This window comes from Nocardioides sp., assembly GCF_036503465.1.
Taxonomy (GTDB): domain Bacteria; phylum Actinomycetota; class Actinomycetes; order Propionibacteriales; family Nocardioidaceae; genus Nocardioides.
This window is the reverse complement of record NZ_DASXWU010000095.1, coordinates 1-26103: the sequence shown is the minus strand read 5'-3', so window position 1 is coordinate 26103 and position 26103 is coordinate 1. Positions and strand designations below refer to the sequence as shown.

Here is a 26103-nt window from a genome sequence, read left to right as displayed (position 1 = left end):
GGGGACCGGGGGGTCGAGGGAATCTTCACCTCTCCGGCTACGTTGGAACCGGCACTGAACGAACCAGAAATGAGGCCGATGTGACCACTGCAGTTGCCCCGAGCTCCGCGCTGAGCGCCGCGGACCGCTGCGACCGTTGCGGAGCCCAGGCCTACCTCCGGGTCGAGCTCCAGTCCGGTGGTGAGCTGCTCTTCTGCGCCCACCATGCTCGCGAGCACGGCGACAAGCTCCGCGAGATCGCCGCGCACGTCACCGACGAGACCGACAAGCTTCGCAACACGCCCGCCATCGCTCCCGACGAGGAGCACTGACGGCATTCTGACCAGGGGCTCCCAGACATCTGAGTGAGCCCTGACGGGGGCCCCGGACCACTGCGGTCCGGGGCCTCCGCCGTTTCCGGGTCCGTCCGCCGCGTGTGCCAGGCTTCGGGCCATGACCGGCACGGTGATCGTCTGCGCGCTCCTCGTGGCGGCGGGCCTGGCCGGCATCGTCGTCCCGGTCCTCCCCGGCACGCTGCTGGTTGCCCTCGGCATCGTGATCTGGGCGTTCGAGGAGGGTACGACGGGCGGCTGGGTCGTGTTCGCGGTCGCCGCCGCCTGCCTGGTCGTCGGCGCCGTGGTCAAGTACGCCGTTCCCGGACGTCGACTGAAGGCGACCGTGCCCACCCGCACCCTCCTCGTCGGAGCTCTGGGCGCCGTCGTCGGGTTCTTCGTGATCCCCGTCGTGGGCGCCCTGGCCGGCTTTCCGCTGGGCGTCTACGTCGCCGAGCGCGTACGCCTGGGTGGCGACGGTGCGTGGACGTCCACCAAGGCCGCCCTCCGCGCGGTCGGGGCCAGCATCCTGATCGAGCTGCTGGCCGCTCTGGTCGCCACGGTCGTCTGGGCCGTGGGCGTGGTCGTCACGTGATCGCGGTCCTGCTGGCGCTGCTGGGCGCCGCCTCGTACGGCGTCTCGGACTTCCTCGGCGGGGTGTTCGGGAAGCGGGCCAGCCCGTGGGCGGTTGCCGCCACGGCCGGCGTCGGAGGCACCGTCTGTGCGACGGTGCTGGCTCTGGCCAACCCGGGGAGTCCCGGGACGGCCGATCTCGCCTGGGGTGCCGTGGCCGGCGTCGGCAACGGCACGGGTACGGCGTTCCTGTACCGCGGCCTCGCCTCGGGACGGATGGGGGTGGTGGCGCCGGTCAGCGGCGTGATCGCGGTCGCCCTGCCGGTGGTCGTCGGGATCGTCACCGGTGAGCGACCGGGGCCGCTGGTCTGGCTGGGCATCGTCGCGGCTCTCCCGGCGATCTGGCTGGTGGCGCGGGAGCCGGACGCCCAGCAGCCGGGTGCGGCATCGGGCGCTCGGGACGGCGTGCTGGCGGGCCTCGGCTTCGGCGCCTTGTTCACCTGCCTCGGCCAGGTGCCGGACGCTGCCGGCTTCTGGCCCCTCGTCCTAAACCAGCTGGTCAGCATCGCGGTGATCGCCGTGGCGGCCGGGCTGCTCGGAGCGACCTGGCTGCCGCGCACCGCGCCGGCATGGGGAGGCGTCGCTGCCGGCGTCCTCGGCGGTCTGGCGACCACCGCGTTCCTGCTGGCCACGCAGCACGGGCTGCTCAGCGTCTCCGCCGTGCTGATCTCGCTCTACCCGGCGTTCACCGTGGTCCTGGCCTCGTTCGTGCTGCGTGAGCACGTCCACCGGACCCAGGCCTGGGGGCTCGGGCTGTGTGGTGCGGCCGTGGTCCTGGTCGCGATGGGCTGACCGGGCCGCGGCGTACGGGAGCCGCAAGGAAAATCTTCGAAATCGGCCAGGATTTTGCCGTCACGGGGTGATGTGAGCCGCGTCTCTCCTCACAGAGGAGGCGAAAACCATGAGTACATCCCCCCGCCATGGTGCTCCGGGTTGTCCCTGTGAGGAGTGCCTGACGGCTCGTATCGAGCTCACGGCCGCGCTCGCGGCGGACGGCCGGGACATGACCGGCCTGCGCACCCGTCTCGACGGCTTCAAGTGGCGCATCGCCGCTCCCGTGGAGGCCCTGCGGAGCGTGTCATGACCACCCTGAACACGGCATCTGTCACCGGCGTCGTCTGCCCCGCATGGTGCAGCGTCACCCAGAGCACCCACCTGCGCGAGCTCCGATGGGAGGGCCGAGCGATGCACTGGAGCGACCCACGGTCCGGAGAGGGCTGGGAGATCCGGCACACCTCGGCGACAGACGCTGACGGGCTCGCCGTCGACACCGAGCCCCAGGTCTACGTCACCACCGACGGTGGCCTGACCCTGGCCGGTGCGGAGGCCCTCGCGCTGACGCTGCTGGCGGCGTACGAGGAAGCCACAGGCTGACGGCGGCCGGTTCTGCGGCCGCGCATGGGGCGCCCGCAGGACATGACCGCCGCTGACCGGACCGCTCCGTGCGGCGCGAACGTACGGAGGGTCCCCTCGGGACCGGGAGTCGAGTCGTCGGACCACCCACCGGGTGAACCCTCCTCGTGCGACGACCGACCTCGTCCCCCGTGCGCCCCTTCGCCCGGGGCGCGCGGGGGCCTTGGCCCCGACGTACCAGACCGCTGGGACCTAGGTCACCGCGCCCTCATCCGAATGGCCCGTCTCACACCGCGACCCTTTTCCGGTGACGCACGACCTGCCTACACTGGGGACGAAGCCCGCCGGTGACCCGAGACGCCGGCGGGCTTCCTCTATATCCCGATCCCCTCGTCCCGATCGGCGGGGCGACGCCTCAGCCGCCGGTGATCCTCACGTCCGCCGCCCTGACGTAGGCGATCCGGTGTCCGAACCAGATCTCGTAGTACTGGTCCTGCCCGACCACGTCGGTGCAGTCCAGCGCCACGCCCGCGCATCGGAACGTCTTGGCGTAGTAGTAGTCGGTCTGCAGGTCGTCGTCGGCCAGCACGTAGGACTGACCGGGTCGGATCGAGTACTGCAGTGGCGTGACCGTCTGGTACGGGATCTGCGAGGGGTACGCCGACTCCTCGGGGTAGGCACGCCCGTACACCGGCACGGCCTGGTCACCCGCCGCCACGACGACGCGACCGGACGACGGCACGACGCTCGGGTGTGACGCCGGGTCGTAGATCCAGCCCTCCTCGCCGAGCCACCACACACCGAGCCAGTCGCCCGACCGCCCGGCCACGTCGAGCTGCTGGCCCGCCGCCGCGCGCGCGCCGATGTCGGCGACCTCGGTGGTCGAGGGCGACCCGTCCGGGTGGAGACCGATGTCGGTCACGAGCGGCGAGTCGGTGGACGGGCTCTGGTGCAGGTAGACGAAGTTCGTGCCCTGGGCGGGGCAGGTCCCGTCCGGGTCGCAACCGGTCACCTGCTGCTGGTTGTCGACGAACCCGGGCTTGACCGTCACCAGGTCTCCGTCGGCGTGCTTGTCAGCGGTGATCGGACTCCCGAGGAGCGCCATGTAGTGCTCCCAGTCCCAGTACGGGCCCGGGTCCCAGTGCATGCCGGCGACGTAGGCCGGGGTGATGCCGGGGACCTGGTCGTGCCCGATGATGTGCGCCCGGTCGATCGGCACGTTGTACTCGTGCGCGAGGTGGCTCACCAACGCCGCGGAGCTCTCGTAGAGCGACTCGGTGTACCAGGTCCCGCCCTGGGCGGCGAAGCCCTCGTGCTCGACGCCGATCGAGTGCATGTTCACGTACCAGTTGCCGGCGTGCCAGCCGACGTCCTTCGGGTCCATGTGCGCCGCGATCTGGCCGTCGGAGGAGCGGATCGAGTAGTGCCAGCCGAGGTACGTCGGGTCCTGGACCAGCTGCAGCGTGGTGTCCCAGGAGGCCTCCGTGTCGTGGATGACGATGTCGTCGATCTTCAGGTCGTGCGGCCGGTCGGCGAGGTCGTGGTTGCCGTAGGCGCCGGGGCTGTCGCCGTACTTCTGGTACGGCGCCGGCACCCACTCGCAGCCGAGCGAGCTCGGACAGTCCATCCGCGGGTCGTCCTCCGGGGTCGTGAGCCCGAGGGAACGCACCTGTGCCACGTCGACCCGCGCCCCGGGGTGGGCGGCGAGACGGACTCGTTGCCCGTCGTTGGTGGTGCGCGCCGCACCGGACCGGATGACGGCGTACACCTCGCGCGTGAAGCGCAGGGCCGTGGGCTGGTCGCTCGCGGTGCTGTAGCGGCCGACCGCTGCGCTCCAGGAGTCCAGTCCGGTCGTCGCCCCGTGGTGGTAGCTCGCGAGCAGCGCGGCCCCGGCGCAGATGTTGGCGACGGGGTCGGTGCGCAGGCTCGACGCCGACAGACCGGTCAGGGTCGCCGCCCGGTCGAGTGTGCGAGCCTGGGCCGTGGACAGCGGCGACGCGTCGGCGTAGGACGGCAGGCGCGGCTCCCGGCCCCCGTCACCCTTGCCGAGCCGGTCGGGCGCCGACTGCGGCGACGAAGCGATGACGTGGGTGAGGTGCATCGGGCCGTAGCCCCCCGCGGTGCTGGGTGCACCGGCGTGGTCGTCCCAGCGGGACTCCATGTAGGAGACCCCGAGCAGGACCGCCCGGGGCACGCCGCTCGCGGCTGCCGCGCGGCTGAAGACCGCCTGGCGATCGGAGGTCCCGGTCAGACAGGACTGCCAGCGGCCGCCCGGTCCGGAGTGCTCCGCCGGAGCGGGCGAGGTGGTGGCGATCAGGATGCCGGAGACGAGAGCGCCCGCCGCGGAGATGGCTCCGAGCGAGCGCGTGCAGGAACGTGATGACACGAGTCCTCCCGAGAGTCGAAGACCGCTCGACCCTAATCCCTGGACTTCACGTCAGTCCAGGTAGTCGCGCAGCACCTGGGAACGGCTCGGGTGACGCAGCTTCGACATGGTCTTGCTCTCGATCTGGCGGATCCGCTCGCGCGTCACGCCGTACACCTTGCCGATCTCGTCCAGCGTCTTGGGCTGGCCGTCGGTGAGGCCGAACCGCATGCTCACCACGCCGGCCTCGCGCTCGGAGAGCGTGTCGAGGACGGCGTGCAGCTGCTCCTGCAGCAGGGTGAAGCTGACCGCGTCGGCCGGGACGATCGCCTCGGAGTCCTCGATCAGGTCGCCGAACTCGCTGTCGCCGTCCTCACCGAGCGGTGTGTGCAGCGAGATCGGCTCGCGGCCGTACTTCTGGACCTCGACGACCTTCTCGGGCGTCATGTCGAGCTCCTTGGCGAGCTCCTCGGGAGTGGGCTCGCGGCCGAGGTCCTGGAGCATCTGCCGCTGGACGCGGGCGAGCTTGTTGATCACCTCGACCATGTGCACCGGGATGCGGATGGTGCGCGCCTGGTCGGCCATCGCCCGGGTGATCGCCTGCCGGATCCACCAGGTGGCGTACGTCGAGAACTTGTAGCCCTTGGTGTAGTCGAATTTCTCGACCGCCCGGATCAGGCCGAGGTTGCCCTCCTGGATCAGGTCGAGGAAGAGCATGCCGCGCCCGGTGTAGCGCTTGGCCAGGCTGACGACGAGGCGCAGGTTGGCCTCGAGCAGGTGGTTCTTCGCCCGCCGGCCGTCCTCCGCGATCCACTCGAGCTCCTCCTCGAGCTTGACCGAGAGCTTGCCGCCCTTGCCGAGCTTCTCCTCGCTGAAGAGGCCGGCCTCGATCCGCTTGGCGAGCTCGACCTCCATCTCGGCGTTCAGCAGCGGGACCTTGCCGATCTGCTTCAGGTAGTCCTTGACCGGGTCGGCGGTCGCGCCGGCAACCATCACCTGCTGCTCGGGCTCACCGGTGTCGTCGGCGTCGGAGACGACGAAGGTCGCCTCTTTCTCGTCCTCCTCGATGGAGGGGTCGCTCGCAACGTCCTGCTCGAACTGCTCGTCGGAGATGTCCGGCAGCACCTTCTTGCCGTCGGGGCCGACCTCGACGTCGTCGAGGGTCACGGCCTCGGCCGAGTTGGCCCCCGCCTCGGCCTCGCGCGCCGCCGCCTTCTCGGCGGGGGCTGCCTTCTTGGCCGTCGTCTTCTTGGCGGCCGGAGCCGACTTCCTGGGACTGGTCTTCGTGGCCGCCGCCTTCTTGGTCGGCGCCTTTGACGCCGTCTTCGTCTGGCTCGTCGTCGTCTTCTTACGCGCGGTCGAGGACACGAACACCTCTCGTCAGGACTGTCTGGGCGCGGCAAGGCCCGGTTTGGTCAAGAGCCGCGTCCTCATTCTGCCATGGGCCTGGTCACCACACCGAAGCGGCGGGCATCCCTGGGACGGCCCTCTCCCCCGGCCGTGACGCGGAAGAGCCCGGCGCTCAGGCAGTCGCCTGCGCGGTCCTGGCTTGTGCCTTCGCCTGTGCCTTCTGCTGCTGCTTGTGGTCGCGGACCTTCTGCAGCGACGCCGGGTCGGTCACGTCTGCAACGGACCGGTAGCCGTCGAGAGCGTAGTCGCCCACGGCCTGCTCCCATCCGTCCGGGCGTACGTCGAGCTGCTTGGCCAGCAGCGCGGTGAAGATCTGCGCCTTCTGCTTGCCGAACCCCGGCAGCTCCATCAGCCGCTTCAGCAGGTCCGCCCCACTCGTCGCCTCGGTCCACAGCCGCTCGGCGTGGCCGTCGTACTTCTCCGTCACGATCGCCGCGAGGGTCTGCAACCGCTCGGCCATCGACCCCGGGAACCGATGGATCGCCGGCGGCGTCGAGCACAGCGCCTTGAACTCCGCAGGGTCCGCCGCCGCGATCGCTCCCGGCTCGATGTTGCCGAACCGCTCGAGCACCTTGGCCGGCCCCCGGAACGCGTGCTCCATCGGGTACTGCTGGTCCAGCATCATCCCGACGAGGAGCGCGAACGGACTGTCGGAGAGGACCTGGTCGGCGTGGGGGTCGCCCGTGATGTGGATGCTCATGAGGTCATCCTGCCTCAGACAGCATGACCGCTCACCCGGCCGGCTTCCCAGACTCCCGCTCTCGTCAGGTCCACCCTGCGTCGGCCAGGATCGTCGCGACCGCCGCGTCCACCGATACAGGGGCCTAGCACAAACGTTCGTCCAAACCGTCGACGAGCGCGCTCCCGAGCCACCAGCGGCGCATCTCGGCCTCCCCGTGGTCGACGCCGTCCTCTCGCGACTCATGACGGCGCAGGGGCTCCTCGAAGGTCAGGTCCCGGACGAAGCCGAGCGTCACACCGCCATGGTCGTCCGCGAGACCGGTCAGCATCGCCCCGTACGTCGGCGAGTGGAAGATCCCCTCGAGGACCACGGGGCACCCGCGACCCAGCGCGAAGCGCACCATCGCACCCAGCAGTGGACACTCGGGTTCCCAGCAATGTCGTGCACCCCCAGAACCTCACGGCGTACGACGTCCTGGGGCACGAACTCCACTTTCGCCACGCGGCCGGGCAGCCCGGAGCGCCCCGGTCCACGGTGGTCTTCCTGACCCGCGGTTCCCGCGGAGGATGACCAGCCACGTCTCGGGCCGTCCCGATGGTCGTCATCCGGTCTCGGCGAGCGGCTGATCAGTCGACCTTGACCGCGAGCACCGGGCAGGGGGCGTCGAGCAGGATGCGCTGGGCGTTGCTGCCCAGGATCAGCTTGCCGACCGGCGTGCGGCGACGCAGGCCGATCACGATCAGCTCGGCGCCGGAGTCCTCGGCGATGCCGATCAGGTCCTCGGCGGGCTCGAACCCGCGGACCAGCTGGCGGACGTCGTACTCGAGGCCCGACTCCTTCAGCTTCTGCTCGAGCGCGCCGAGGGTCTTCGCGGAGCGGGCCGAGGCGGCGTCGTCGAACTCACGGCCACCGCGATGGGAGTTCACCACGATCAGCTTCGCGTCACGGAGCTTGGCCTCGGCGATGCCCTGAGTGACCGCCGCCTCCCCCTCCGGCTTGGGCACGTAGCCCACGACCACCGCTCCCATGGGTCCTCCTCGGGTCCATCGCACGTTCCTCGGGCCCCGTACCCCGGCAACCTATCCCAACGCCGCCGGCCCGGCCGTGCGCGTCCTTGTGGAGGACGACGCCGCGCGATCGTCACGTCGGGCAGGCTGGCGGGATGCCGGTGCTGCGCGAACCTCTCCCCCTGGCGGACCGGCGCCTGCTGCGAGTGGCCGTGCTGACGCTGGCGCGGACCGATCACCGTCGCCACGTCGCGCCGAGCCTGCACGTCGGGGTGCCCGGCGGTGCCGTGACGACCGTCGCCGACGACCCCGCCTGGGACCACGGTCTGCGGACCGAGATCGTCGGCGCCGCGCTCCGGGAGCGTCGTGACCCGCCCTGGGTGTGGGTGACCCGATCAGGTCCGCTGGGCATGCAGGACGTCGACGCGGCTTGGTTGGGTCCGACCCTGGCCGCGGCGGCCGAGCGCGGTACCGATGTCGGGTACGTCGTCGTCACGCGGCACGGCTGGGCCGACCCGCGCTCCGGGCTGCGGCAGGAGTGGAAGCGGATCCGGCAGCGTTGAGGGTCGGCGATCCGTCGCGGACCGCGGTCAGTCCCAGGTGTGGACGGGCTCGTTGCTGTGCATCCGCTCGCGATACTCCAGCAGCGTCGACCGCAACGCGTCGTACCGGTCCTCCCGGGACCGCCGGTGGATCCGGTCGACGAACCAGCTCGCGCCGTTCACGCCGAGCAAGCACCGCTGCTCGATGATCCCCAGCAACCGGTCGCGCTCGTCGGCACCGACGCCCCAGGCCTCGAGGCCTGCGTGCGCCAGCGGCAGGAGACGCCGGAGCACGAGCTCGGTCGCCTTCACCTCACCCAGTCCCGGCCAGTAGACGACGGCGTCGATGCCGTCCTCGGCGGCGATCTCGAAGTTCTCCTCCGCCGCCTGGAACGACATCTGCGACCACAACGGGCGGTCGCTCTCCGCGAGGTGGCGGACCAGCCCGAAGTAGAAGGCGGCGTTGGCGACCAGGTCCGCGACCGTCGGCCCCGCCGGCAGCACGCGGTTCTCCACGCGGAGGTGAGGAGCACCGTCGGCGATGTCGTAGACCGGCCGGTTCCACCGGTAGATGGTGCCGTTGTGCAGCCGCAGCTCGCTCAGCGACGGCGCCTTTCCCTCCTCGAGCACCGCGACGGGGTCCTCGTCGGAGGTGATCGGGAGCAGGGCCGGGAAGTAACGGACGTTCTCCTCGAAGAGATCGAAGACAGAGTTGATCCAGCGCTCGCCGAACCACACGCGCGGCCGCACCCCCTGCGCCTTGAGCTCCTCGCTGCGGGTGTCGGCGGCCTGCTCGAACAACGGGATGCGCGTCTCGCGCCACAGCTCCTTGCCGAGGCAATACGGCGAGTTGGCGCCGATCGCGAGCTGCACCGACGAGATCGCCTGCGAGGCGTTCCAGTACGACGCGAACTGCTCCGGCGAAGTCTGCACGTGGAACTGGGTACTGGTGCAGGCGGCCTCGGGCAGGATCGAGTCGGCGGTGGTGATCAGCCGCTCCGGCCCGGTGATGTCGATCCGGATGTCCTCGCCCCGCGCGGTCAGTATCTGCTCGCTGAGCAGCCGGTACCGCGGGTTGGCGCTCATGTGGGACGGGCTCAGATGGCCGGCGGCGAGCGTCGGGAGGATCCCGATCATCACCTGATGGGCGCCCACCTCGGACGACCGCGACTCGGCGGCGTTCAGCGACCGGCGCAGGTTGGCCTCGAAGGCCGCCAACCCCGACTCACGCAACCACGCCGGCGGCACGTTGATCTCGATGTTGAACTGGCCCAGCTCGGTCTGGAAGGCGGGGTCGGCGATCGCGGTCAGCGCCTCGGCGTTCTTCAGGGCGGGGTCACCCTGCTCGTCGACGAGGTTCAGCTCGACCTCCAACCCGGTCATCGGGTCGTCGGTGTGGAACTGGTGCTCGCTCAGCATCCTCTCGAACACGTCGAGACAGCGGTGGACCTTCTCGCGGTAGCGCGTGCGGTCGGCCCTGGAGAACTCTTGGGCGTCGACGTCCTCCCCCATGCGGTCACCCTAGAGACGCACCCGGGTCGTGGGAAGCGTCCGCGTCTCGGCCCGACCGACGTCAGGCGCTGTCCCGATGCAGCTCGTCGTGCGGGAACTGGCTGGCACGCACGCGCGCTGCGCCGTCTGCTCCGGTCGTTCGTTCCGGCTCCGCGGGGTCGGACGGTCCTCCCTCCTCCCAGGCGGACGGCGGCACGGCACGCACCAGGCACTCGGCCAGGCAGGTCCCGAGCCGGTGCTCGGGATCGACCTCGAAGCAGCGGTCGAGTGCACACCAGGCCAGGGCGCCCTGGCCGGACTGCCAGGCGCAGAAGGCCGTGACTGCTGCGGTGTCGGGCACCTGCGCATCGGGGGCACCGCGGAGCAACGACACCCAGACCCTGAGGTGGTCGCGCACCGTGTCTCGGGTGACGGCGTACAGCGCGGTGTCGCGTACGTCGAGCCGGGACACCGCCCGGAGCACCGCGGCCGCACCGGCATCGTCGGGGTCGGCACCCGACTCGACCCAGCCGGCGACGAGTGCGTTCGCCCGCGCGACCTCCGCCGGGCCCGGCGCGGGTAGGTCCTCGACCAGCGCGGCCCATCGCGCGCGCCGCTCGACGTCTGGCTCCAGGGTCGCTCGCAGCTCCTCGCGGCTGCCGAGCGTCACCCGCCCCTCGAAGACCGCCTGCGCGCTGAACGGATGGTGTGTGTCATCGAACGGTCGGGGCGGCGACTCGCGCGCGCCGGCGCGGATCGGGACGCTGCACCACTGACCGCGGTGGGCACGCAGCACGTCGACGACTCCGATCCCGTCGGCGACGAACGCCGGCACCAGAGCGGCCGCGAGCCGGGCGGCGAGATCACTGTCGTCGGAGTAGACCACGAAGACCACGCGGTCGACCCCGTGTCGGCGGCTCGGCGCCAGGAGGGCCTCCACGGCCCCGGCCGGGACGTCCGCGTCGGCCGGAGGCGACAGGTCGAGGCGGGCGTGGAAGCTGAGGGCGCCGAACGTCAGCATCACCAGGGAGTCCTGCGGGTGGAAGCCGAGGACGACGGGCACGGCCGCGAGGATGTCCTCCGGGCTCTGGGCGGTGAGGGTGGTGGTCATGGGGACGACGGTCCTCGCGCCCGCCGACCGAAAGGGCCCCGTCGCGGACAGGCTGTGGGGAACGCCGTCCGGTGGGTCGTCTGTGGACACCAACCGGGCCCAGCGGGCGCCACCGGCTTCCGCAGGTTTCGAGACGCGCCGCTCGGCCCTTCTCTTCGTTCAGGCCCGAGCCGCACGCTCCGGTTCCTGAGGAGCCGAGGGACGAGGCGTCTCGAAGGGCAACCTCCTCGCTCCTCTTCGGCCTCGCAAGCTCGGTCGAAGCGCTCGGATAGGTTGCCGCCATGCGTCCGGAGGCGTCGGTGATGCACCTGGACCTCGACGCCTTCTTCGCGTCCGTCGAGCAGCGCGACAAGCCCTCCTTGCGCGGCAAGCCGGTCGTGGTCGGGGGCGTCGGCGGCCGCGGGGTGGTGGCCACCGCGTCGTACGAGGCGCGCAGGTACGGCGTCCGCTCGGCCATGTCGACCCGGGAGGCACGGTCGCGGTGCCCGCACGCGGCGTTCCTCAACCCGCGGTTCCACGCCTACCGGGACACGAGCCTGAAGGTGATGGAGGTGCTCCGCGACGTCTCTTCCCTGGTCGAGCCGCTCTCCCTGGACGAGGCGTTCGTCGACCTCGCGCCGGCCCAGCTCCCGTCGTACGACGACGACAGCGTGCGGGCCTTCGCCGAGGAGGTGCGCCGGCGGGTCCGCGACGTCACCGGCGGGCTGACGGCCTCGGTCGGGATCGGCTCGTCGAAGTTCATCGCCAAGGTGGCCAGCGACCTGGACAAGCCGGACGGTCTGGTGGTGGTGACCGCCGGCGCGGAGCGGGAGCTGCTGCGCCCGATGCACGTGACCGTCATCCCCGGCGTGGGGCCCGCGACCGCCGAGCGTCTCCGGCGCGCCGGCATCACCACGGTCGCGGACCTCGAGGACGTGAGTGAGGACGAGCTGGTGCGGCTGCTCGGCAAGGCCCACGGGCACGGGCTGTCCCTGCTCGCCCGGGCCGAGGACGACCGACCGGTCGTGCCCGAGCGGGAGACGAAGTCGGTCAGCGTCGAGGGCACCTACGACACCGACCTCACCGACCGCCGGCTCATGGAGGGCCTGGTCAGCCGGCAGGCGCTGAACGTCGCCGAGCGGCTCCGCAAGAGCGGGCTGTCCGGCCGGACCATCACCCTCAAGGTCCGCCTCCACGACTTCACCACTCTCTCGCGCTCGACGACCCTCAACGCCCCGACCGACGTCGGTACGACGATCGCCCGCCTCGCGCGCAGCCTCCTCGGTGAGCTCGACCTCACCGGCGGGGTGCGGCTTCTGGGCGTCGGCGTCTCGGGGCTGGCCGACTGGATCCAGGACGATCTCTTCGGGGACGAGCGCCAGGAGGAGGGCGACGAGGAACCCGTCCACGAACTCCCGGATCTGCCCGACCAGCGAGCCTGGGTGCCGGGCATGGACGTGGTCCACGCCGAGCTCGGCCGCGGCTGGGTCTGGGGCGCCGGCCGAGGGATCGTGACGGTGCGGTTCGAGACCGCGGAGACGCCGCCCGGTCCGGTGCGGTCCCTTCGGACCGACGACCCTGCACTCAGCGCCTGGAGGACTGCCTGAACGTGACCGGGTCACCCGGGCGAAGCTGGGCGCACTGCCAGAGGTCGTCCTGGTCGACGACCGCGACCACGGGGTAGCCGCCGGTGGTCGGGTGGTCGGCGAGGAACACCAGCGGTCGGCCGTCCGGCGGCACCTGGACCGATCCCGCCACGATCCCCTCGCTGGGCAGCTCCTCGTCGCGGGCGAGAGGGAGCGGGGCGCCGACCAGCCGCAGACCCACCCGGTCGGAGTCCTGCGACACGGCGTACGAGGTCCGGCACAGGCGGTCGACCACGTCACCGGCCACTCGATCGGCACGCGGTCCGATGGTGATCCGCAGCGGCCCGACCGTCGGGGTCCGGGAGATGTCCACGGGGGCCGGTGGTCCGACCGGGCTCCCGAGCGGGAGCCGGTCGCCCGCCCGGACCGGCGGTGGTCCGACCCGGCCCAGCGTGTCGGTCGAACGGGACCCCAGGACCGGTTCGACGGCGATCCCGCCGGAGAACGCGACGTACGACCGGAGCCCCACGTCCGGGCTCCCGAGCCGCAGGGTCTCGCCGGGCCCCAGCCGGACCGCGGACCCGAAGTCCCGGGGCCGGCCGTCGATCTCGAGCCGGACAGGAGCCCCGGTGACCGCGACCCACACCCCGACGTCCGACGTGACAGCGAGACCTCCCAGCAGCACCTCCAGGCAGGCGTCCTCCGGGTCGTTGCCGACCAGGCGGTTGGCGAGGGCGGCCGCCGGCGCGTCGAGCGCACCGGAGCGCGGCACGCCGAGGTGGGCCCATCCCGGCCGACCCAGGTCCTGCACCAGTGCCGAGGCACCGACGTGGTGCACCTCGAGGGTCATGACGCCACGAAACGCACGCGCGTGCCCGGCGCCAGCAGCGCCGGCTCCGTGCGCCGCGGGTCCCAGAGCGGCACGTCGGTGCGGCCGATGACCCGCCAGCCGCCGGGCGACTCCGTGGGGTAGACGCCGCACCACCGGCCCGCGAGCGCCACCGAGCCGGCCGGCACCCGGGTGCGCGGCGTCGCCAGGCGCGGCACCTCGGCATCGAGCCCGGTCAGGTAGGCGAACCCTGGCGCGAACCCGCAGAACGCCGAGACGAACGCCGTCGCCTGGTGCCTGGCCACCACCTCGTCCACGCTGCAGCCCCACCGCTCGGCGACGTGGTCCAGGTCGGGGCCGTCGTAGGACACCGGGATCTCGACCAGCGAGCCCGGCTCCACGGCCGTGGGCTCCCAGCCGGACAGCACCTCGCCCAGCCGGTCTCTGTCGGTCACCCCGTCGAGCAGGACCGTCTCCGCGCCGGGCACCACGTCGCGGGCGAGTCCACGGTGGCGGGCCCAGGTGGCGAGGCTGACAGCCTCGTCCGACGAGGCGACCTCGATGAGGATCGCGTCTCGGCCGAATGCAAGAGTCTTCATCTGCTCGCCACCGGGATGAGATCTCGAGACGGGTCGGTCCGCCCGTCGCTTCGCTCCGGTCGGACCCGAGCCTCCTCGATCTTTGCGCCTCCTCGCATGTCTTCGCCTCCGGCGAAGACATGCGGGCGCAAAAGGTGAGGGGCTCTCGATGGTATGAGCACCAAGAGCCCCTCGATGATCGCGCGGTGGCACCCGATCGACCGGGGAAGTCGTCCGATCCCGCCGACCGCCACCGGCCGGACGCCGCGAGCAAGCTCGCGATCTGGATCTTCCTTCTTCTCCGCTCCTTCCCGCCGCAAGCGGCGGGTTGGTAGGAGAAGTTCTATGCCCCTGGGCGTCACCTGCGCAAGGGGTTGGCGAGGAGATTTCCAGACATTTTCGGGTGCCCGGCGTGTCGTCCACAGAGTCGCCCGATTCCTCCACAGGACCGGCCCGATCGTCCACAACGGAGGGCCCGATGTTGTGGACAAGCGCGGGCCGGAGCAGGGTCAGTCGAGGAACGGCGCAACGCGGTACGACGCCGCCTCGAGGGCCCGCCGTACGGCGTGCGCGTGGGCGACGGCACCCGGTGAGTCGCCGTGCACACAGAGCGACGCGACGGCCGGGGCGAGCCGCACCGCCTGCGACGCGATCTCCTCGGAGTCCTCGAGCAGAGCTCCCGGCCGGTCACGGTCGATCAGCCGGCCGTCGGCGTAGCCGCGGTCGGGGAACCCCTCCTCGTACGTCGCGCGACCGGCCGCCTCGGCCAGCGCGAGCAGTCGCGAGCCCGGAAAGCCCAGGACGGCCAGGTCGCCGGATCCGGCCAGCACCGCGTCCGCCTGCTCGGCGTCGTCGGTGACCCGGTGGTAGAGCGCGCCGTGCGGCTTCACGTAGGAGACGCGCGTCCCCTCGCCCGCGGCGATCTCCGACAGCAGCGCGACCTGCTCGGCCACCTGGTCCCGCAGCTCGTCGTGCGCCACGTCGAGCGCCATCCGGCCGAAGTGCTCGCGGTCGCGGTAGGACACCTGGGCACCGACGACGACGCCACGTCGCGCGGCCTCGGCACAGACCGCACGCATGATCGCCGGGGTGCCGGCGTGGAAGCCGCAGGCGACGTTCGCCGACGTCACCACCGCCAGCAGCCCGGCGTCGTCGGTGACCTCCTCGGCGAGGTCGGCGTTCAGGTCGACGGAGCGGGTCTCAACGGGCATCGGGGAGGTCGAAGGTCAGGTAGTCGTGGGTGACCTCGTAGCCGAGCTTGTCGTAGAGCGCGCGTGCGCCCGGGTTGTGGGCGAAGACGTTGAGCCCGAGCACCGGATGACCGAGGTCGCGGCACCGGATCGCCGCCGCGTTCATGATCCCCGCGCCGTAGCCACGACGCCGCTGCCCGGGTCGCACGACGACGTTGAAGACGAACGCCATCGTCTCGACGGTGCTCAGCCAGAGCTCACCGACGACCACGTCTTCCACGCGCGCGGTGTGGAACTCCATGCCCGGCGACTCGAGGCCGGAGGGCAGGAGCTCCGCCATCATCGTGCGGCTGCGCTCGAGCGCCCGCTCGAGGTCCATGCCGGCGGACGCGAGCTCCTGGGCGAAGCCCTCGACCTCGCCGGCCATGAACACGTCGTACTCGTCCTGCGTCATCGGGTGCAGCGTCACCGGCGCGGGATCTGCCACGGGGCGGTCCAGGTGGAGTGCCATGTTGGTCGCGCGGAGCCGGAAGCCCGGCAGTGCGCTGATCGCCTCGCGCGTCGGCTCGTTGCGCTCCACCCCGAGCCCGATCATCCGAGACCCCTGGTCCCGGGCGCGCTCGACCAGCGCCGGAAGGAGGTCGGCGGCCCGGGCGGGCTCGTCGAGCACGACGTCGAACACGATCAGCTCCTCGCCCTCGGTCCCCAGCCAGACGCATCCGGCCACGGCGTCGTCGTCCACGATCTCGAGCCAGGCGGACCTGTCCGCGTTCTCCTCGACGAGCCGCTCGGCCTGCGCCCGGGCCTCGTCCGGGTCGAGGAACCGGCTCTTCACGCGCCGGTCCACCACCCGCGCGATCGCGTCCGCGGTGCGCGCGGCGAGCCGCTCGGCCGGAACGTCACGAAGCTGGATCACGACGCGATGGTAGTGGTCGAGCCGTGGCCGGATGCGAGCGATTAAGGTCCGCAGCATGACGAGCGCAGCCGCGGACGAGACGGCCCCGGATCGACCTCCCGTCGCCGACCGCCGGCCGGTGACGAGTGAGCACCACGGACGCAGCCGGACCGACGAGTACGACTGGCTGCGGGCCAAGGGGACGCCGGAGGTGACGGCGTACCTCGAGGCCGAGAACGCCTGGACCGCCGCCAGGACTGCCCACCTGGCGGATCTGCGCGAGGCGATCTTCGGCGAGATCAAGGCACGGACCAAGGAGACCGACCTCTCCGTGCCGTCGCGCAACCACGGGTGGTGGTACTACGGCCGCTCGTTCGAGGGGCGCGAGTACGGCGCGGCGTGCCGGGTCCCGGTGCTCGACGAGGACGACTGGACCCCGCCGGCGCCGGACGAGGACGCCGGGCCGGATCGGCCCGCGCTGCCAGGGGAGCAGGTGCTGCTCGACCACGACGCGTTGGCCGAGGGCCACGACTTCTACAGCGTGGGTGGGGTGACGGTGAGCCCGGACGGCACCCGGCTGGCGGTGGCGACGGACACCGTCGGCAACGAGCGGTTCGTGCTCGAGATCAAGGACCTGACCACCGGAGAGATGCTGCCCGACCGGATCGAGGACGTCCTCGGCCCCGGCGTGTGGAGCCCCGACGGTCGCGACCTCTACTACTGCACCGTCGACGACACCTGGCGCCGCGACAAGGTGTGGCGGCACCGGGTCGGGTCCACCGAGCCCGACGAGCTGGTCTTCCACGAGACCGACCAACGCTTCTGGGTCGGCATCGGCCGCAGCCGCACCCAACGGTTCCTCGTGATCGCGTCGGGATCGAAGAACACCACGGAGAACCGGTACCTCGACTGCAGCGACCCGGACGCGGAGTGGGTCGTGTTCCACCCGCGGGAGGAGGGACTCCAGTACGGGCTCGAGCACGCGGTCATCGCCGGTGAGGACCTCTTCCTGGTGCAGCACAACCACACCGGCGCGGACTTCGAGATCGGGTCCTGCGCGATCGCCCCGACTCCCCCCTCGGGCTGGGCGCCGCTCGTCCCCTACGACGAGCGGGTGCGCCTGGAGGACGTCGCCGCGTTCGCCGGTCACCTGGTCATCCATCAGCGCAGCGGCGGCCTCACCCAGCTCCGGATCGTCGAGCTCGGCGCCGACGGCCCCGGCGACGACTACCTCGTCGAGTTCCCGCAGGAGGTCTACACGGTCGGCGGCGGAGGTGGTGCCCAGTTCGACCAGCCCACGGTCCGGCTGAGCTACACCTCGCTCACGGTGCCGGGGTCGGTCTACGACTACGACGTCCGCAGCCGTGAGCTCACGCTCCTCAAGCAGCAGCCGGTCCGGGGCCACGACCCCGCGGCGTACGAGGAGCACCGGCTGTGGGCGACGGCCGACGACGGCGAGCGCGTCCCGATCTCGCTGGTCTGCCGGCGAGGAGCCCGCGGGCCCGCCGGCGACGAGGGGCCGATCCCCTTCCTCCTCTACGGGTACGGCGCGTACGAGCTCTCCTCGGACCCCGGCTTCTCCGTGGCTCGCCTCTCCCTGCTCGACCGCGGTGCCGGCGTCGCGATCGCGCACGTGCGCGGCGGCGGGGAGATGGGTCGCCGCTGGTACGACGACGGGAAGCTGCTGCACAAGCGCAACACGTTCTCCGACTTCGCCGCCTGCGCCAGGCACCTGGTCGAGACCGGGTGGGCCTCCCACGAGACCATGCTCGGCGAGGGGGGATCGGCCGGCGGCCTCCTCATCGGCGTGGCGGCCAACGAGCACCCGGGGCTGTTCGGCGGTCTCGTCGCCCAGGTCCCCTTCGTCGACGCCCTCACCTCGATGCTCGACGCCAGCCTGCCGCTGACGGTCACCGAGTACGACGAGTGGGGCAACCCCGAGGACGACGTGGAGGCCTACGACTACATCGCCGGCTACGCGCCGTACGAGAACGTCGGGGCGCAGAGCTACCCGCCCATCCTGGCCACCACCTCGGTCAACGACACCCGCGTGCTGTACGTCGAGCCGGCCAAGTGGGTGGCCCGCCTCCGGGCCACCGCGCCCGACGGCCGGGGTCGCCCCGAGGTGCTGCTCAAGACCGAGATGTCGGCGGGGCACGGCGGGGTGTCCGGCCGCTACCGCTCCTGGCGCGACCGTGCGTTCGCCCAGGCCTGGATGCTGGACCGGATGGGCCTCGCCGAGGTCGACCCGGTCGCCTGGCGCGCCAGCGCGCCGCGGACGGGTGCTCGCTGACCCCTGAGAACTCCCTGAGAGTTCCTGGGCGACGCAACTCACCGACCCTCTCACTCGTCTGGACGGGTGAAGGGTCCGAACGGTCCGGAGCGGGAATCCCCCCGCCCCCCGGTGCGTTCAGGTGATGTGGGTACCTACCGACTGGTAGGTCCTGCGCAGTACAGGAGGGCGTCATGGCAGCACGAACCATCAGCGCGACCCGGGAGATCGAGGGCCGCGACAGCGTCGGCCTGTACCTCGACGAGATCGCCCGCACACCGCTGCTGGACGCGGCCGCCGAGGTCGAGCTGTCCAAGACGATCGAGGCCGGTCTGTACGCCGAGCACCTGCTCGCCGAGGGCCGTATCGGACGCAAGAAGGGCGGCGCCCCGATGTCCGCCAACGAGGCCGAGCTCGAGTGGCTCGCCGAGGAGGGCCGGAAGGCCGTCGACCAGTTCATCAACGCCAACCTGCGGCTGGTGGTCTCGATCGCCCGCAAGTACGGCCGGGCGCAGATGCCGATGCTGGACCTGATCCAGGAGGGCAACACCGGCCTGATCCGGGCGGTCGAGAAGTTCGACTACACCAAGGGCTACAAGTTCTCGACGTACGCGACCTGGTGGGTGCGCCAGGCCATCACCCGCGGCATCGCCCAGCAGGCCCGCGTCGTACGGCTCCCCGTGCACGTCGTCGAGGAGCTCAACCAGGTCGGCGGCGCCCGCCGCACCCTGGAGCGCCAGCTGGGCCGCGACCCCGAGCCGGAGGAGATCGCCGCCGAGCTCGGCATGGACATCGAGCGGGTCCTCGACCTCATTGCCTGGGGACGCGACCACGTCAGCCTCGACACGCCCGTCGACGACGACGGCGACACCTCGCTGGGCGACCTGATGGCCCAGGAGACGTCGCCGGGACCGGACGACACCGTCCTCGACGTGGAGTCGCGCGAGCGGCTCGACGCCCTCGTCGGCCAGCTCGACGACCGCGCCGCCGACATCATCCGGGCCCGCTACGGGCTCCTCGACGGACGCCAGCACAAGCTGGCAGACATCGGCGCCCGCCACGGCATCTCCGCCGAGCGAGTGCGCCAGCTCGAGCGCGAGGCGCTGCAGAAGCTCCGTCGCCTCGGCGACCCCGACCTGGCCGCGTGAGAGCCGGCCGCTAGCTGGTCGTCTCGGCTCGGACCAGCTCCTCGAAGACCTCCGCCACGCGCCGGCGGAGGTCTTCGAGCGTCCCGGAGTTGTCGACGACGTAGGTGGCCGCGGCCAACCGATCGGCTCGCGCGGCCTGCGCGGCGACGCGAGACCGTGCCTCGGCGTCGCTCCACCCCCGCTCGCGTACGGCGCGCTCCACCTGTAGGTCCTCGGGTACGTCGACCACCACCACCGCGTCGAAGCTCGCCTGCTGACCGGTCTCCACCAGCAGCGGGATGTCGTGGACGACCAGGGCCCCGGCCGGCGCCGCGGCCTCGAGCTCGGCGGCCCGGGCGCGCACCAGCGGGTGGACGATCGCCTCGAGCACCGCCCGGCGTGACGGGTCGGCGAAGACCAAGGCGCCCAGCGCCGCCCGGTCGATCCGCCCGTCCTCGGCGAGCACGTCCGGCCCGAACTCGCCGACCACTGCCGCGAGTCCCGGCGTACCGGGCTCGACGACCTCACGAGCGATCGCGTCCGCGTCGACCACGACGGCCCCGAGGTCACTCAGGATGGCCGACACGGTGCTCTTGCCCGATGCGACACCGCCGGTCAGTCCCACCCGCATGCGCGAAACCCTACGCAGGAGCCCAGGATGAGCGGCCGTGCGTACGCCGTGACGCGCCGGCTCACCCCAAAGTGCGGATTTGCCGAGGGATCGGCGGGGGGCCCTGGCCAATTCGGGTCAGAACTACTTAGGGTGCACTCGCCGGGCCGGGGTGTGTGATCCACGCCATTCGCCCGGCACTTACTCCTTCCACACAGTAGAAGGGCTCAACAGTGGTGTCAGGAAACAGGAAGTGGCTGTCCGCCGCAGCGGTGGGCAGCACGGCGGTCACGATCGCGATGCTCGGAGTGCCGAGCATGGCGGACACCGGCCACCAGCGCGCCCCATCGCTCTCGGGGACCTCGGACATGCGAGGCACGGGGGGACGCACCGCCCACACCCCCGAGGACTTCGACCACCGCGACCTGAGCGGTACGGCGCTCGTCAAGGCTCAGCGCGCTGTGGCTCACCAGCAGAGCACGTCGGCCGAGCAGTACTTCGCCGGGCTCGGTGGGCAGGCGATCGTCGACATCGATCCCCTCACCGGCACCCCCCGGCAGCTGGGTCGCCTCGACGGGTTCCTGACCGGCCCGCACCAGGGGTCGGCGCGAACGATCGCGCTCGACTTCGTCAAGTCCCACCTCGACGCCCTCGGGCTGACCTCGCGTGATCTCTCGACGTTCGTGTTCCGCAAGGACTACGTCGACCAGCTGGGCATGCACCACCTGTCCTGGCAGCAGCGGGTCGACGGCACGCTGGTCTTCGGCAACGGCCTGCAGGTGAACGTGACCCGTGACGGCCGCGTTCTTTCGGTCCTCGGCTCGCCCGTCTCCGGCCTGGCCGACCTGGCACGGCAGGCGCCGGCGAGCCGCGTCGACGCGGCTCAGGCGCGTTCGCATGCGGCGACGAACGTCCACGGCTCCGTCCAGAGCCACCAGGTGACCTCCAGCAGCCGTGGCGCGTCGGCCACGACCCGGTGGGCCAACCACGACTACGCCACGAAGGTGTGGTTCCTGACCTCCACGGGCCTGCGGCCGGGCTGGTCGACGTACGTCCAGACCGGCGACGGCGAGGCCTACCAGCACGTCATCGACGCGGCGACCGGCAAGGCGCTCTACCGGCACTCGACGGTGGACAAGGCCTCGGGCGACGCCTACGTCTACGACTACTACCCCGGGGCTCCGGCCGGACCCCTCGTGAACGGCCACCGGACCCAGCCGGGCGCCCCGAAGGTGGTCAACTTCTTCGAGAAGGGTTGGCTGACGAAGGGCGACCGGAAACTGGACGGCCGGAGCGTCATCACCTGGGCCGACCTCAACGACGACAACAGGATCAACGGTGGTGAGCAGACCGCCGTGCCGGGCAAGAAGAACGGCGCGACCGGCAAGCTCGTGATCTTCACCGACACCCAGAAGGACGTCTACCCGCCCGACGGGACGTTCGGCGGGAGTCCGTACAGCGACTACGACTTCTCGAAGTTCTGCACCACGCACTTCCTGTGCACCTGGGACGCCGAGACCGCCCGGTCGTGGAGGACCAACCTGGAGGCCAACGAGAACAACGCGTTCTACCTGGCCAACACCTACCACGACTACCTGCAGAACGACGCGGCGATCCGGTTCACCCCGCAGGCGGGCAACTTCACGACCGCAGGCGGCGACCCGGTCCTGCAGCAGGTGCTCGACGGCGCGGACGTGGCCAAGGGCATGCCCGACACCGGCCACATCGACAACGCCAACATGAACACCCCGCCGGACGGCACCCCTCCGGTCATGCAGATGTACCTGTGGCACCTGCCCGGCTACCCGGACGACTACGACCCGTACAACCCGACCAGCGGTGCCTTCGACGCGTCGGTGCTGCTGCACGAGTACACCCACGGTCTGTCCAACCGACTGGTCGTCGACGCCGACGGGAACTCCACGCTCAACAGCCTGCAGGCGGGCTCCATGGGCGAGGCGTGGTCGGACTACTACGCGATGGACTACCTGGTCCACCGCCACTTCCAGAAGGACACGTCGGCGGACGGCCAGGTGTTCGAGGGCCAGTACCTGATGGGCGGACAGCGAGACAGCAACGGTCTCACGGTGCCGTTCCGGTCCATGGCCATGGACTGCTCGGTCGGATCGACCAGCAAGGCATGCTTCGACACCTACAACCCGGCGGCGAACATCCAGGGCGGCTACACCTACGGCGACCTGGTCGCGATCGGCGGCAGCGCGGAGGTGCACAGCTCGGGTGAGGTGTGGGCCCAGACCCTCTGGGACATCCGCAAGGCGCTCGGGCACAGCGTGGCCGACACCGTGATCACGCGCGGCATGTCGCTCTCGGCGAACGACCCGTCCATGCTCGACATGCGCAACGCGATCCTGCAGGCGGACCTGGTGGCCTACGGAGGCGACCACACGGCCACGTTGTGGCGCATCTTCGCCAACCGCGGGATGGGCTTCTTCGCTGCGTCGATCAACAGCGCCGACACCGACGTGGCCGAGGACTTCCATCTGCCGCCGAGCCCCGACACGCTGAACACCGACCAGTACATCCAGGGCACCGTGACCGACTCGGCGACGGGCGACCCGGTGGCTGGAGCCACGGTGTTCGTGGCCGGGTTCGACGACCAGCTGAGCACGGTGACCGCGAATGACGGGACGTACACGATCGGGTCCACGGCGGGCATGTACCCCGGTACCTACCCCAAGGTCGTCGTGCAGGGTCCGGGCTACCTGACGGACTCGAAGTCGGTGACCGTTCCCGTGGGTGACCACGCCACCGCGAACTTCAGCGTCCAGCGCGACTGGGCGATGAGCAGCGGCGGTGGAACGGTCACGGACTTCAACGGTCCGGACTACTCCGCCTTCGGCTGCGGTCCGAGCGGTGCCATCGACGGCAGTCTCGGCACCGGCTGGGGAAGCACCGTCGGGGACGACGCGGGTGACCCGACCGGCACCTTTGTCCCGAAGCACATCGTCGTGAAGCTGCCGCACGCGGTCGACGTGACGAGCTTCGGCGTCGACCCGAAGGCCACCTGTGGTGACTCGGGCAGCGCCTCGACCGGTGACTACTCCATCGAGGTCTCCGCGGACGGCACGTCGTGGGCGACGGTGGCGCAGGGTCACTTCGGCGAGGCGGCGCGTGGCCACCTCAACCAGGTGGACCCGACCGGGAACACGGATGGCACCCAGTACGTCCGGTTCACCATCCTGGGTGACCAGGTCGTCGAGGCAGCCCGGGACAACGGGGACGAGACCGGCACGTTCGAGTCGATCTGCAGCGACCCGTCCACCCAGGGCGGCTACTCCGGCTGCTCGTTCGCGGACATGAGCGAGCTGGCGGTCTTCGGTACCCCGTCGCCCTGACGGACCCAGCACCACGCGGCGGCCCGGACCTCACGGTCCGGGCCGTCGTGTTGCCGGCGGTTTCCCCGGTACACCGGGGATCGCTGACGTTCTGGGTGGAAATCTCGGCCCAGGACGTCATGGATCGGCCGAGAACCCCGCGAGGTCGGGGGCCTCTGACCATCCACAGCACCGGCCGCCGCGTGCGCTTTCCACAAGTGGCCGGTCGGCGCGTTCGCCCGAGGGATTCTTGCGCCCAAGATCCCCGACCATGGGACTGCTCGACGATCACCTCGAAGCCATCTGCCGCGATCATGGCGTCTTTCTCCGGCGTGAGGCTCTCGCCCTCGGCATGAGCGACCGCGCGATCACCCGACAGATCCGGGCGGGCAACTGGGTGCGGGTTCGGCATGGCGCCTATACCTTTCAACATCTCTGGGAGACCTACGACACGATCGGGCGCTTCCAGCTTCGCAGTCGTGCCGCGTATCGCACAGCAAGGGCCGACGTCGTGCTCTCCCACACCAGCAGCCTCTCGGTGCTGGGGACGTCCTGGTGGGACCTCCCGTTGGACGACGTCCACCTCACGCGCCGCGATGGTCGCACCGGGCGCCACGAGGCAGGCGTCGTACAGCACTGCGGCCGGATCACCGACGCCGACGTGGAGCTCTCCGGCGACCTGGCCTACATGGACGGGACCCGCACCGCCCTCGAGATCTGCACCATCGTCGACGTCGAGCACAGCCTCGTCGCGGTCAACGGACTACTGAGAGCGGGCAAGACGAGCTCGAGCTGATTCGTTCCCGGTACGTCGACATGGAGATGTGGCCGCGGACGCTCACCACGGAACTCGTCCTTCGCCTCTGCGATCCTCGGCCGGACTCCGTCGCGGAGACACGATGGTTCTACGCCTTCTACCTTCACAACCTGCCGGCCCCGGTGCCCCAGTTCGAGGTGCGCGACGGCGGCCGCGTGATCGCACGCCTGGACTTCGCCTGGCCCGAGCTCGGGGTATGGGTCGAGGTCGACGGCAGAGTGAAGTACGACGAGCTACGACGCGCCGGCGAGAGTCCCGTCGACGTGCTCATGCGCGAGAAACGCCGAGAGGAGACGGTGCGCGCCCTCACCGGCTGGGAGTGCATCCGGGTGACCTGGTCAGACCTCGCGCACCCAGAACGCATCGTCGCTCGCATTCGCGCCGCAGCAGCGCGCCGTCGTACAACGTCCAACGTCTGACCGTCGTGCAGGTTCTCGGCCTGTCCATGACGTCTTCGGTCGAAGTTTCCCGCGAGAACGTCATCGATCCCCGGTCCACCGGGGAAACCGCCGCCACCGACGACGACGCCCCCGGCACCTGAGGTGCCGGGGGCGTCGTACGTTCAGCGGCCGGGATTCAGGAAGCGCCGCCGGTGAGCTTCTCGCGGAGCGCCTGGAGCGCCTCGTCGGAGGCCAGCGAGCCCGAGTCGGTGTCGGTCGAGGTTTCGCTGTCGGAGGAGTAGGACGTGGCCTCGCCGGCCTCGACCTCGGCCTGCTTGGCCTCCTCCTGCTGCTTGACGTGAGCCTCCCAGCGGGCGTGCGCCTGGGCGTACTGGTCCTCCCAGGCCTTGCGCTGCTCCTCGTAGCCCTCGAGCCACTCGCCGGTCTCGGGGTCGAAGCCCTCGGGGTAGATGTAGTTGCCCTGCTCGTCGTACGTCGCGGCCATGCCGTAGAGCGTCGGGTCGAACTCCTCGACGTCGGCGGCGGTGGCGGTCTCGTTGGCCTGCTTCAGCGACAGCGAGATGCGACGTCGCTCGAGGTCGATGTCGATGATCTTGACCATGACGTCGTCGTTGACCTGGACGACCTGCTCCGGGATCTCGACGTGGCGCTCGGCCAGCTCGGAGATGTGGACCAGGCCCTCGATGCCCTCCTCGACCCGCACGAACGAGCCGAAGGGCACCAGCTTGGTGACCTTGCCGGGCACGATCTGGCCGATCTGGTGGGTGCGGGCGAAGTGCTGCCAGGGGTCCTCCTGCGTCGCCTTCAGCGACAGCGAGACCCGCTCGCGGTCCATGTCGACGTCGAGCACCTCGACGGTGACCTCGTCACCGACGGCCACGACCTCGCTCGGGTGGTCGATGTGCTTCCACGACAGCTCGGAGACGTGGACCAGACCGTCCACACCGCCGAGGTCGACGAAGGCACCGAAGTTCACGATCGAGGACACGACGCCCTTGCGGATCTGGCCCTTCTGCAGCTGGGTCAGGAAGCCGTGGCGTACCTCGGACTGGGTCTGCTCGAGCCAGGCGCGGCGGGAGAGCACGACGTTGTTGCGGTTCTTGTCGAGCTCGATGATCTTCGCCTCGAGCGTCTGACCGACGTACGGCTGGAGGTCACGCACCCGGCGCATCTCGACCAGCGACGCCGGCAGGAAGCCGCGGAGGCCGATGTCGAGGATCAGGCCGCCCTTGACGACCTCGATGACAGTGCCCTCGACGACGCCGTCCTCCTCCTTGACCTGCTCGATCGTGCCCCAGGCGCGCTCGTACTGCGCGCGCTTCTTGGACAGGATCAGCCGGCCCTCCTTGTCCTCCTTCTGGAGCACCAGGGCCTCGACCTTGTCACCGACGGTGACGACCTCGTTGGGGTCGACGTCGTGCTTGATCGACAGCTCGCGCGAGGGGATGACGCCCTCGGTCTTGTAGCCGATGTCGAGCAGGACCTCGTCCCGGTCGACCTTGACGATGGTGCCATCCACGATGTCACCGTCGTTGAAGTACTTGATGGTGCCGTCGATCGCGGCGAGGACGTCCTCTTG

General features: G+C 70.7%; 25 protein-coding genes. 12 read left to right on the top strand and 13 right to left on the bottom strand.

Going from position 1 to position 26103, the window contains the following annotated elements:
• The first annotated feature begins 80 nt into the window (after positions 1-80).
• The 5 genes from VGK78_RS17220 (at position 81) to VGK78_RS17200 (ending at position 2318) form a co-directional block, all read left to right on the top strand.
• The gene (locus VGK78_RS17220) at positions 81-311 is read left to right on the top strand and encodes a DUF7455 domain-containing protein (RefSeq protein WP_331528954.1); all 231 of its coding nucleotides are present in this window, start codon (positions 81-83) and stop codon (positions 309-311) included.
• 121 nt (positions 312-432) lie between these two features.
• Entirely contained in the window at positions 433-906 is a 474-nt protein-coding gene (locus tag VGK78_RS17215; RefSeq protein ID WP_331528953.1) for a DUF456 domain-containing protein, read from the top strand.
• Positions 903-1736 carry a DMT family transporter gene (locus VGK78_RS17210; protein WP_331528952.1) on the top strand — a complete coding sequence of 278 codons (834 nt, stop codon included), beginning with the start codon at positions 903-905 and terminating at the stop codon, positions 1734-1736. Before VGK78_RS17215 ends, VGK78_RS17210 begins: the two co-directional genes overlap by 4 nt.
• 109 nt (positions 1737-1845) lie before the next feature.
• Complete coding sequence (locus tag VGK78_RS17205) at positions 1846-2028, top strand: hypothetical protein (protein ID WP_331528951.1); 183 nt, start codon at positions 1846-1848, stop codon at positions 2026-2028.
• On the top strand, positions 2025-2318 hold the full coding sequence (locus tag VGK78_RS17200; RefSeq protein WP_331528950.1) for a hypothetical protein: 294 nt from the start codon (positions 2025-2027) through the stop codon (positions 2316-2318). Before VGK78_RS17205 ends, VGK78_RS17200 begins: the two co-directional genes overlap by 4 nt.
• A gap of 394 nt (positions 2319-2712) precedes the next feature.
• Here the strand turns inward: VGK78_RS17200 and VGK78_RS17195 are convergent, their stop codons facing one another.
• The 5 genes from VGK78_RS17195 to VGK78_RS17175 all read right to left on the bottom strand — a co-directional run bounded on the left by VGK78_RS17195 (position 2713) and on the right by VGK78_RS17175 (position 7782).
• Entirely contained in the window at positions 2713-4683 is a 1971-nt protein-coding gene (locus VGK78_RS17195) for a peptidoglycan recognition family protein (RefSeq protein WP_331528949.1), read from the bottom strand.
• A gap of 51 nt (positions 4684-4734) precedes the next feature.
• Positions 4735-6030, bottom strand: coding sequence for an RNA polymerase sigma factor (locus VGK78_RS17190; RefSeq protein ID WP_331528948.1), 1296 nt, complete (start codon positions 6028-6030; stop codon positions 4735-4737).
• Between the two features lie 154 nt (positions 6031-6184).
• Complete coding sequence (locus tag VGK78_RS17185) at positions 6185-6772, bottom strand: HhH-GPD-type base excision DNA repair protein (protein ID WP_331528947.1); 588 nt, start codon at positions 6770-6772, stop codon at positions 6185-6187.
• Positions 6773-6896: 124 nt separating this feature from the next.
• Entirely contained in the window at positions 6897-7154 is a 258-nt protein-coding gene (locus VGK78_RS17180; protein ID WP_331528946.1) for a hypothetical protein, read from the bottom strand.
• A gap of 226 nt (positions 7155-7380) precedes the next feature.
• Positions 7381-7782 (bottom strand): universal stress protein, encoded by a 402-nt coding sequence (locus VGK78_RS17175; protein ID WP_331528945.1) that lies wholly within the window; start codon positions 7780-7782, stop codon positions 7381-7383.
• Positions 7783-7916: 134 nt separating this feature from the next.
• Between VGK78_RS17175 and VGK78_RS17170 the strand changes: the two genes are divergently transcribed.
• Positions 7917-8324 (top strand): hypothetical protein, encoded by a 408-nt coding sequence (locus VGK78_RS17170; RefSeq protein WP_331528944.1) that lies wholly within the window; start codon positions 7917-7919, stop codon positions 8322-8324.
• Between the two features lie 27 nt (positions 8325-8351).
• On the opposite strand, the gene VGK78_RS17165 is transcribed toward VGK78_RS17170, so the two are convergent.
• A complete protein-coding gene (locus VGK78_RS17165) occupies positions 8352-9815 on the bottom strand; it encodes a glutamate--cysteine ligase (RefSeq protein WP_331528943.1) in 1464 nt (487 codons plus the stop codon).
• 61 nt (positions 9816-9876) lie between these two features.
• A complete protein-coding gene (locus tag VGK78_RS17160) occupies positions 9877-10905 on the bottom strand; it encodes a DUF4192 domain-containing protein (RefSeq protein WP_331528942.1) in 1029 nt (342 codons plus the stop codon).
• A 281-nt stretch (positions 10906-11186) separates the two neighbouring features.
• Between VGK78_RS17160 and VGK78_RS17155 the strand changes: the two genes are divergently transcribed.
• Positions 11187-12491 (top strand): DNA polymerase IV, encoded by a 1305-nt coding sequence (locus VGK78_RS17155; RefSeq protein WP_331528941.1) that lies wholly within the window; start codon positions 11187-11189, stop codon positions 12489-12491.
• Here the strand turns inward: VGK78_RS17155 and VGK78_RS17150 are convergent.
• The 4 genes from VGK78_RS17150 to VGK78_RS17135 all read right to left on the bottom strand — a co-directional run bounded on the left by VGK78_RS17150 (position 12469) and on the right by VGK78_RS17135 (position 15983).
• A complete protein-coding gene (locus VGK78_RS17150) occupies positions 12469-13320 on the bottom strand; it encodes a biotin-dependent carboxyltransferase family protein (RefSeq protein ID WP_331528940.1) in 852 nt (283 codons plus the stop codon). The two genes, VGK78_RS17155 and VGK78_RS17150, sit on opposite strands and share 23 nt — an antisense overlap.
• A complete protein-coding gene (locus VGK78_RS17145; RefSeq protein WP_331528939.1) occupies positions 13317-13898 on the bottom strand; it encodes an allophanate hydrolase subunit 1 in 582 nt (193 codons plus the stop codon). Before VGK78_RS17145 ends, VGK78_RS17150 begins: the two co-directional genes overlap by 4 nt.
• A 488-nt stretch (positions 13899-14386) precedes the next feature.
• Positions 14387-15088 (bottom strand): 5-oxoprolinase subunit PxpA, encoded by a 702-nt coding sequence (locus tag VGK78_RS17140; protein ID WP_331528938.1) that lies wholly within the window; start codon positions 15086-15088, stop codon positions 14387-14389.
• Positions 15078-15983, bottom strand: coding sequence for a GNAT family N-acetyltransferase (locus VGK78_RS17135; RefSeq protein ID WP_331528937.1), 906 nt, complete (start codon positions 15981-15983; stop codon positions 15078-15080). The genes VGK78_RS17140 and VGK78_RS17135 overlap by 11 nt, the downstream gene beginning before the upstream one ends.
• Positions 15984-16038: 55 nt before the next feature.
• Here VGK78_RS17135 and VGK78_RS17130 point away from each other — a divergent pair, with 55 nt between their 5' ends.
• A complete protein-coding gene (locus VGK78_RS17130; RefSeq protein ID WP_331528936.1) occupies positions 16039-18255 on the top strand; it encodes a S9 family peptidase in 2217 nt (738 codons plus the stop codon).
• Positions 18256-18428: 173 nt separating this feature from the next.
• Positions 18429-19382, top strand: a complete 954-nt coding sequence (locus VGK78_RS17125; protein ID WP_331528935.1) for a sigma-70 family RNA polymerase sigma factor — start codon at positions 18429-18431, stop codon at positions 19380-19382.
• Between the two features lie 10 nt (positions 19383-19392).
• Here the strand turns inward: VGK78_RS17125 and coaE are convergent, their stop codons facing one another.
• Positions 19393-19992 (bottom strand): dephospho-CoA kinase, encoded by a 600-nt coding sequence (coaE, locus tag VGK78_RS17120; protein ID WP_331528934.1) that lies wholly within the window; start codon positions 19990-19992, stop codon positions 19393-19395.
• 251 nt (positions 19993-20243) lie between these two features.
• Between coaE and VGK78_RS17115 the strand changes: the two genes are divergently transcribed.
• The 3 genes from VGK78_RS17115 to VGK78_RS17105 all read left to right on the top strand — a co-directional run bounded on the left by VGK78_RS17115 (position 20244) and on the right by VGK78_RS17105 (position 24542).
• On the top strand, positions 20244-23327 hold the full coding sequence (locus VGK78_RS17115; RefSeq protein ID WP_331528933.1) for a M36 family metallopeptidase: 3084 nt from the start codon (positions 20244-20246) through the stop codon (positions 23325-23327).
• Between the two features lie 250 nt (positions 23328-23577).
• Positions 23578-24102: a type IV toxin-antitoxin system AbiEi family antitoxin domain-containing protein gene (locus tag VGK78_RS17110; protein WP_331528932.1), complete on the top strand. Its 525-nt coding sequence runs from the start codon at positions 23578-23580 to the stop codon at positions 24100-24102.
• Positions 24103-24245: 143 nt separating this feature from the next.
• A complete protein-coding gene (locus VGK78_RS17105) occupies positions 24246-24542 on the top strand; it encodes a hypothetical protein (protein WP_331528931.1) in 297 nt (98 codons plus the stop codon).
• Positions 24543-24699: 157 nt separating this feature from the next.
• Here VGK78_RS17105 and rpsA read toward each other — a convergent pair.
• Positions 24700-26103, bottom strand: a 1404-nt coding sequence (gene rpsA, locus VGK78_RS17100) for a 30S ribosomal protein S1 (RefSeq protein WP_331528930.1), incomplete at its 5' end; no start/stop codon positions are given.

What these genes read in the sequence shown, in the direction of transcription:
- VGK78_RS17215 (WP_331528953.1), top strand. Translation starts at nt 433, where the DNA reads ATGACCGGCACGGTGATCGTCTGCGCGCTCCTCGTGGCGGCGGGCCTG.
- VGK78_RS17205 (WP_331528951.1), top strand. Translation starts at nt 1,846, where the DNA reads ATGAGTACATCCCCCCGCCATGGTGCTCCGGGTTGTCCCTGTGAGGAG.
- VGK78_RS17200 (WP_331528950.1), top strand. Translation starts at nt 2,025, where the DNA reads ATGACCACCCTGAACACGGCATCTGTCACCGGCGTCGTCTGCCCCGCA.
- VGK78_RS17185 (WP_331528947.1), bottom strand. Translation starts at nt 6,772, where the DNA reads ATGAGCATCCACATCACGGGCGACCCCCACGCCGACCAGGTCCTCTCC.
- VGK78_RS17175 (WP_331528945.1), bottom strand. Translation starts at nt 7,782, where the DNA reads ATGGGAGCGGTGGTCGTGGGCTACGTGCCCAAGCCGGAGGGGGAGGCG.
- VGK78_RS17170 (WP_331528944.1), top strand. Translation starts at nt 7,917, where the DNA reads ATGCCGGTGCTGCGCGAACCTCTCCCCCTGGCGGACCGGCGCCTGCTG.
- VGK78_RS17165 (WP_331528943.1), bottom strand. Translation starts at nt 9,815, where the DNA reads ATGGGGGAGGACGTCGACGCCCAAGAGTTCTCCAGGGCCGACCGCACG.
- VGK78_RS17160 (WP_331528942.1), bottom strand. Translation starts at nt 10,905, where the DNA reads ATGACCACCACCCTCACCGCCCAGAGCCCGGAGGACATCCTCGCGGCC.
- VGK78_RS17155 (WP_331528941.1), top strand. Translation starts at nt 11,187, where the DNA reads ATGCGTCCGGAGGCGTCGGTGATGCACCTGGACCTCGACGCCTTCTTC.
- VGK78_RS17150 (WP_331528940.1), bottom strand. Translation starts at nt 13,320, where the DNA reads ATGACCCTCGAGGTGCACCACGTCGGTGCCTCGGCACTGGTGCAGGAC.
- VGK78_RS17145 (WP_331528939.1), bottom strand. Translation starts at nt 13,898, where the DNA reads ATGAAGACTCTTGCATTCGGCCGAGACGCGATCCTCATCGAGGTCGCC.
- VGK78_RS17140 (WP_331528938.1), bottom strand. Translation starts at nt 15,088, where the DNA reads ATGCCCGTTGAGACCCGCTCCGTCGACCTGAACGCCGACCTCGCCGAG.
- VGK78_RS17130 (WP_331528936.1), top strand. Translation starts at nt 16,039, where the DNA reads ATGACGAGCGCAGCCGCGGACGAGACGGCCCCGGATCGACCTCCCGTC.
- VGK78_RS17125 (WP_331528935.1), top strand. Translation starts at nt 18,429, where the DNA reads ATGGCAGCACGAACCATCAGCGCGACCCGGGAGATCGAGGGCCGCGAC.
- coaE (WP_331528934.1), bottom strand. Translation starts at nt 19,992, where the DNA reads ATGCGGGTGGGACTGACCGGCGGTGTCGCATCGGGCAAGAGCACCGTG.
- VGK78_RS17110 (WP_331528932.1), top strand. Translation starts at nt 23,578, where the DNA reads ATGGGACTGCTCGACGATCACCTCGAAGCCATCTGCCGCGATCATGGC.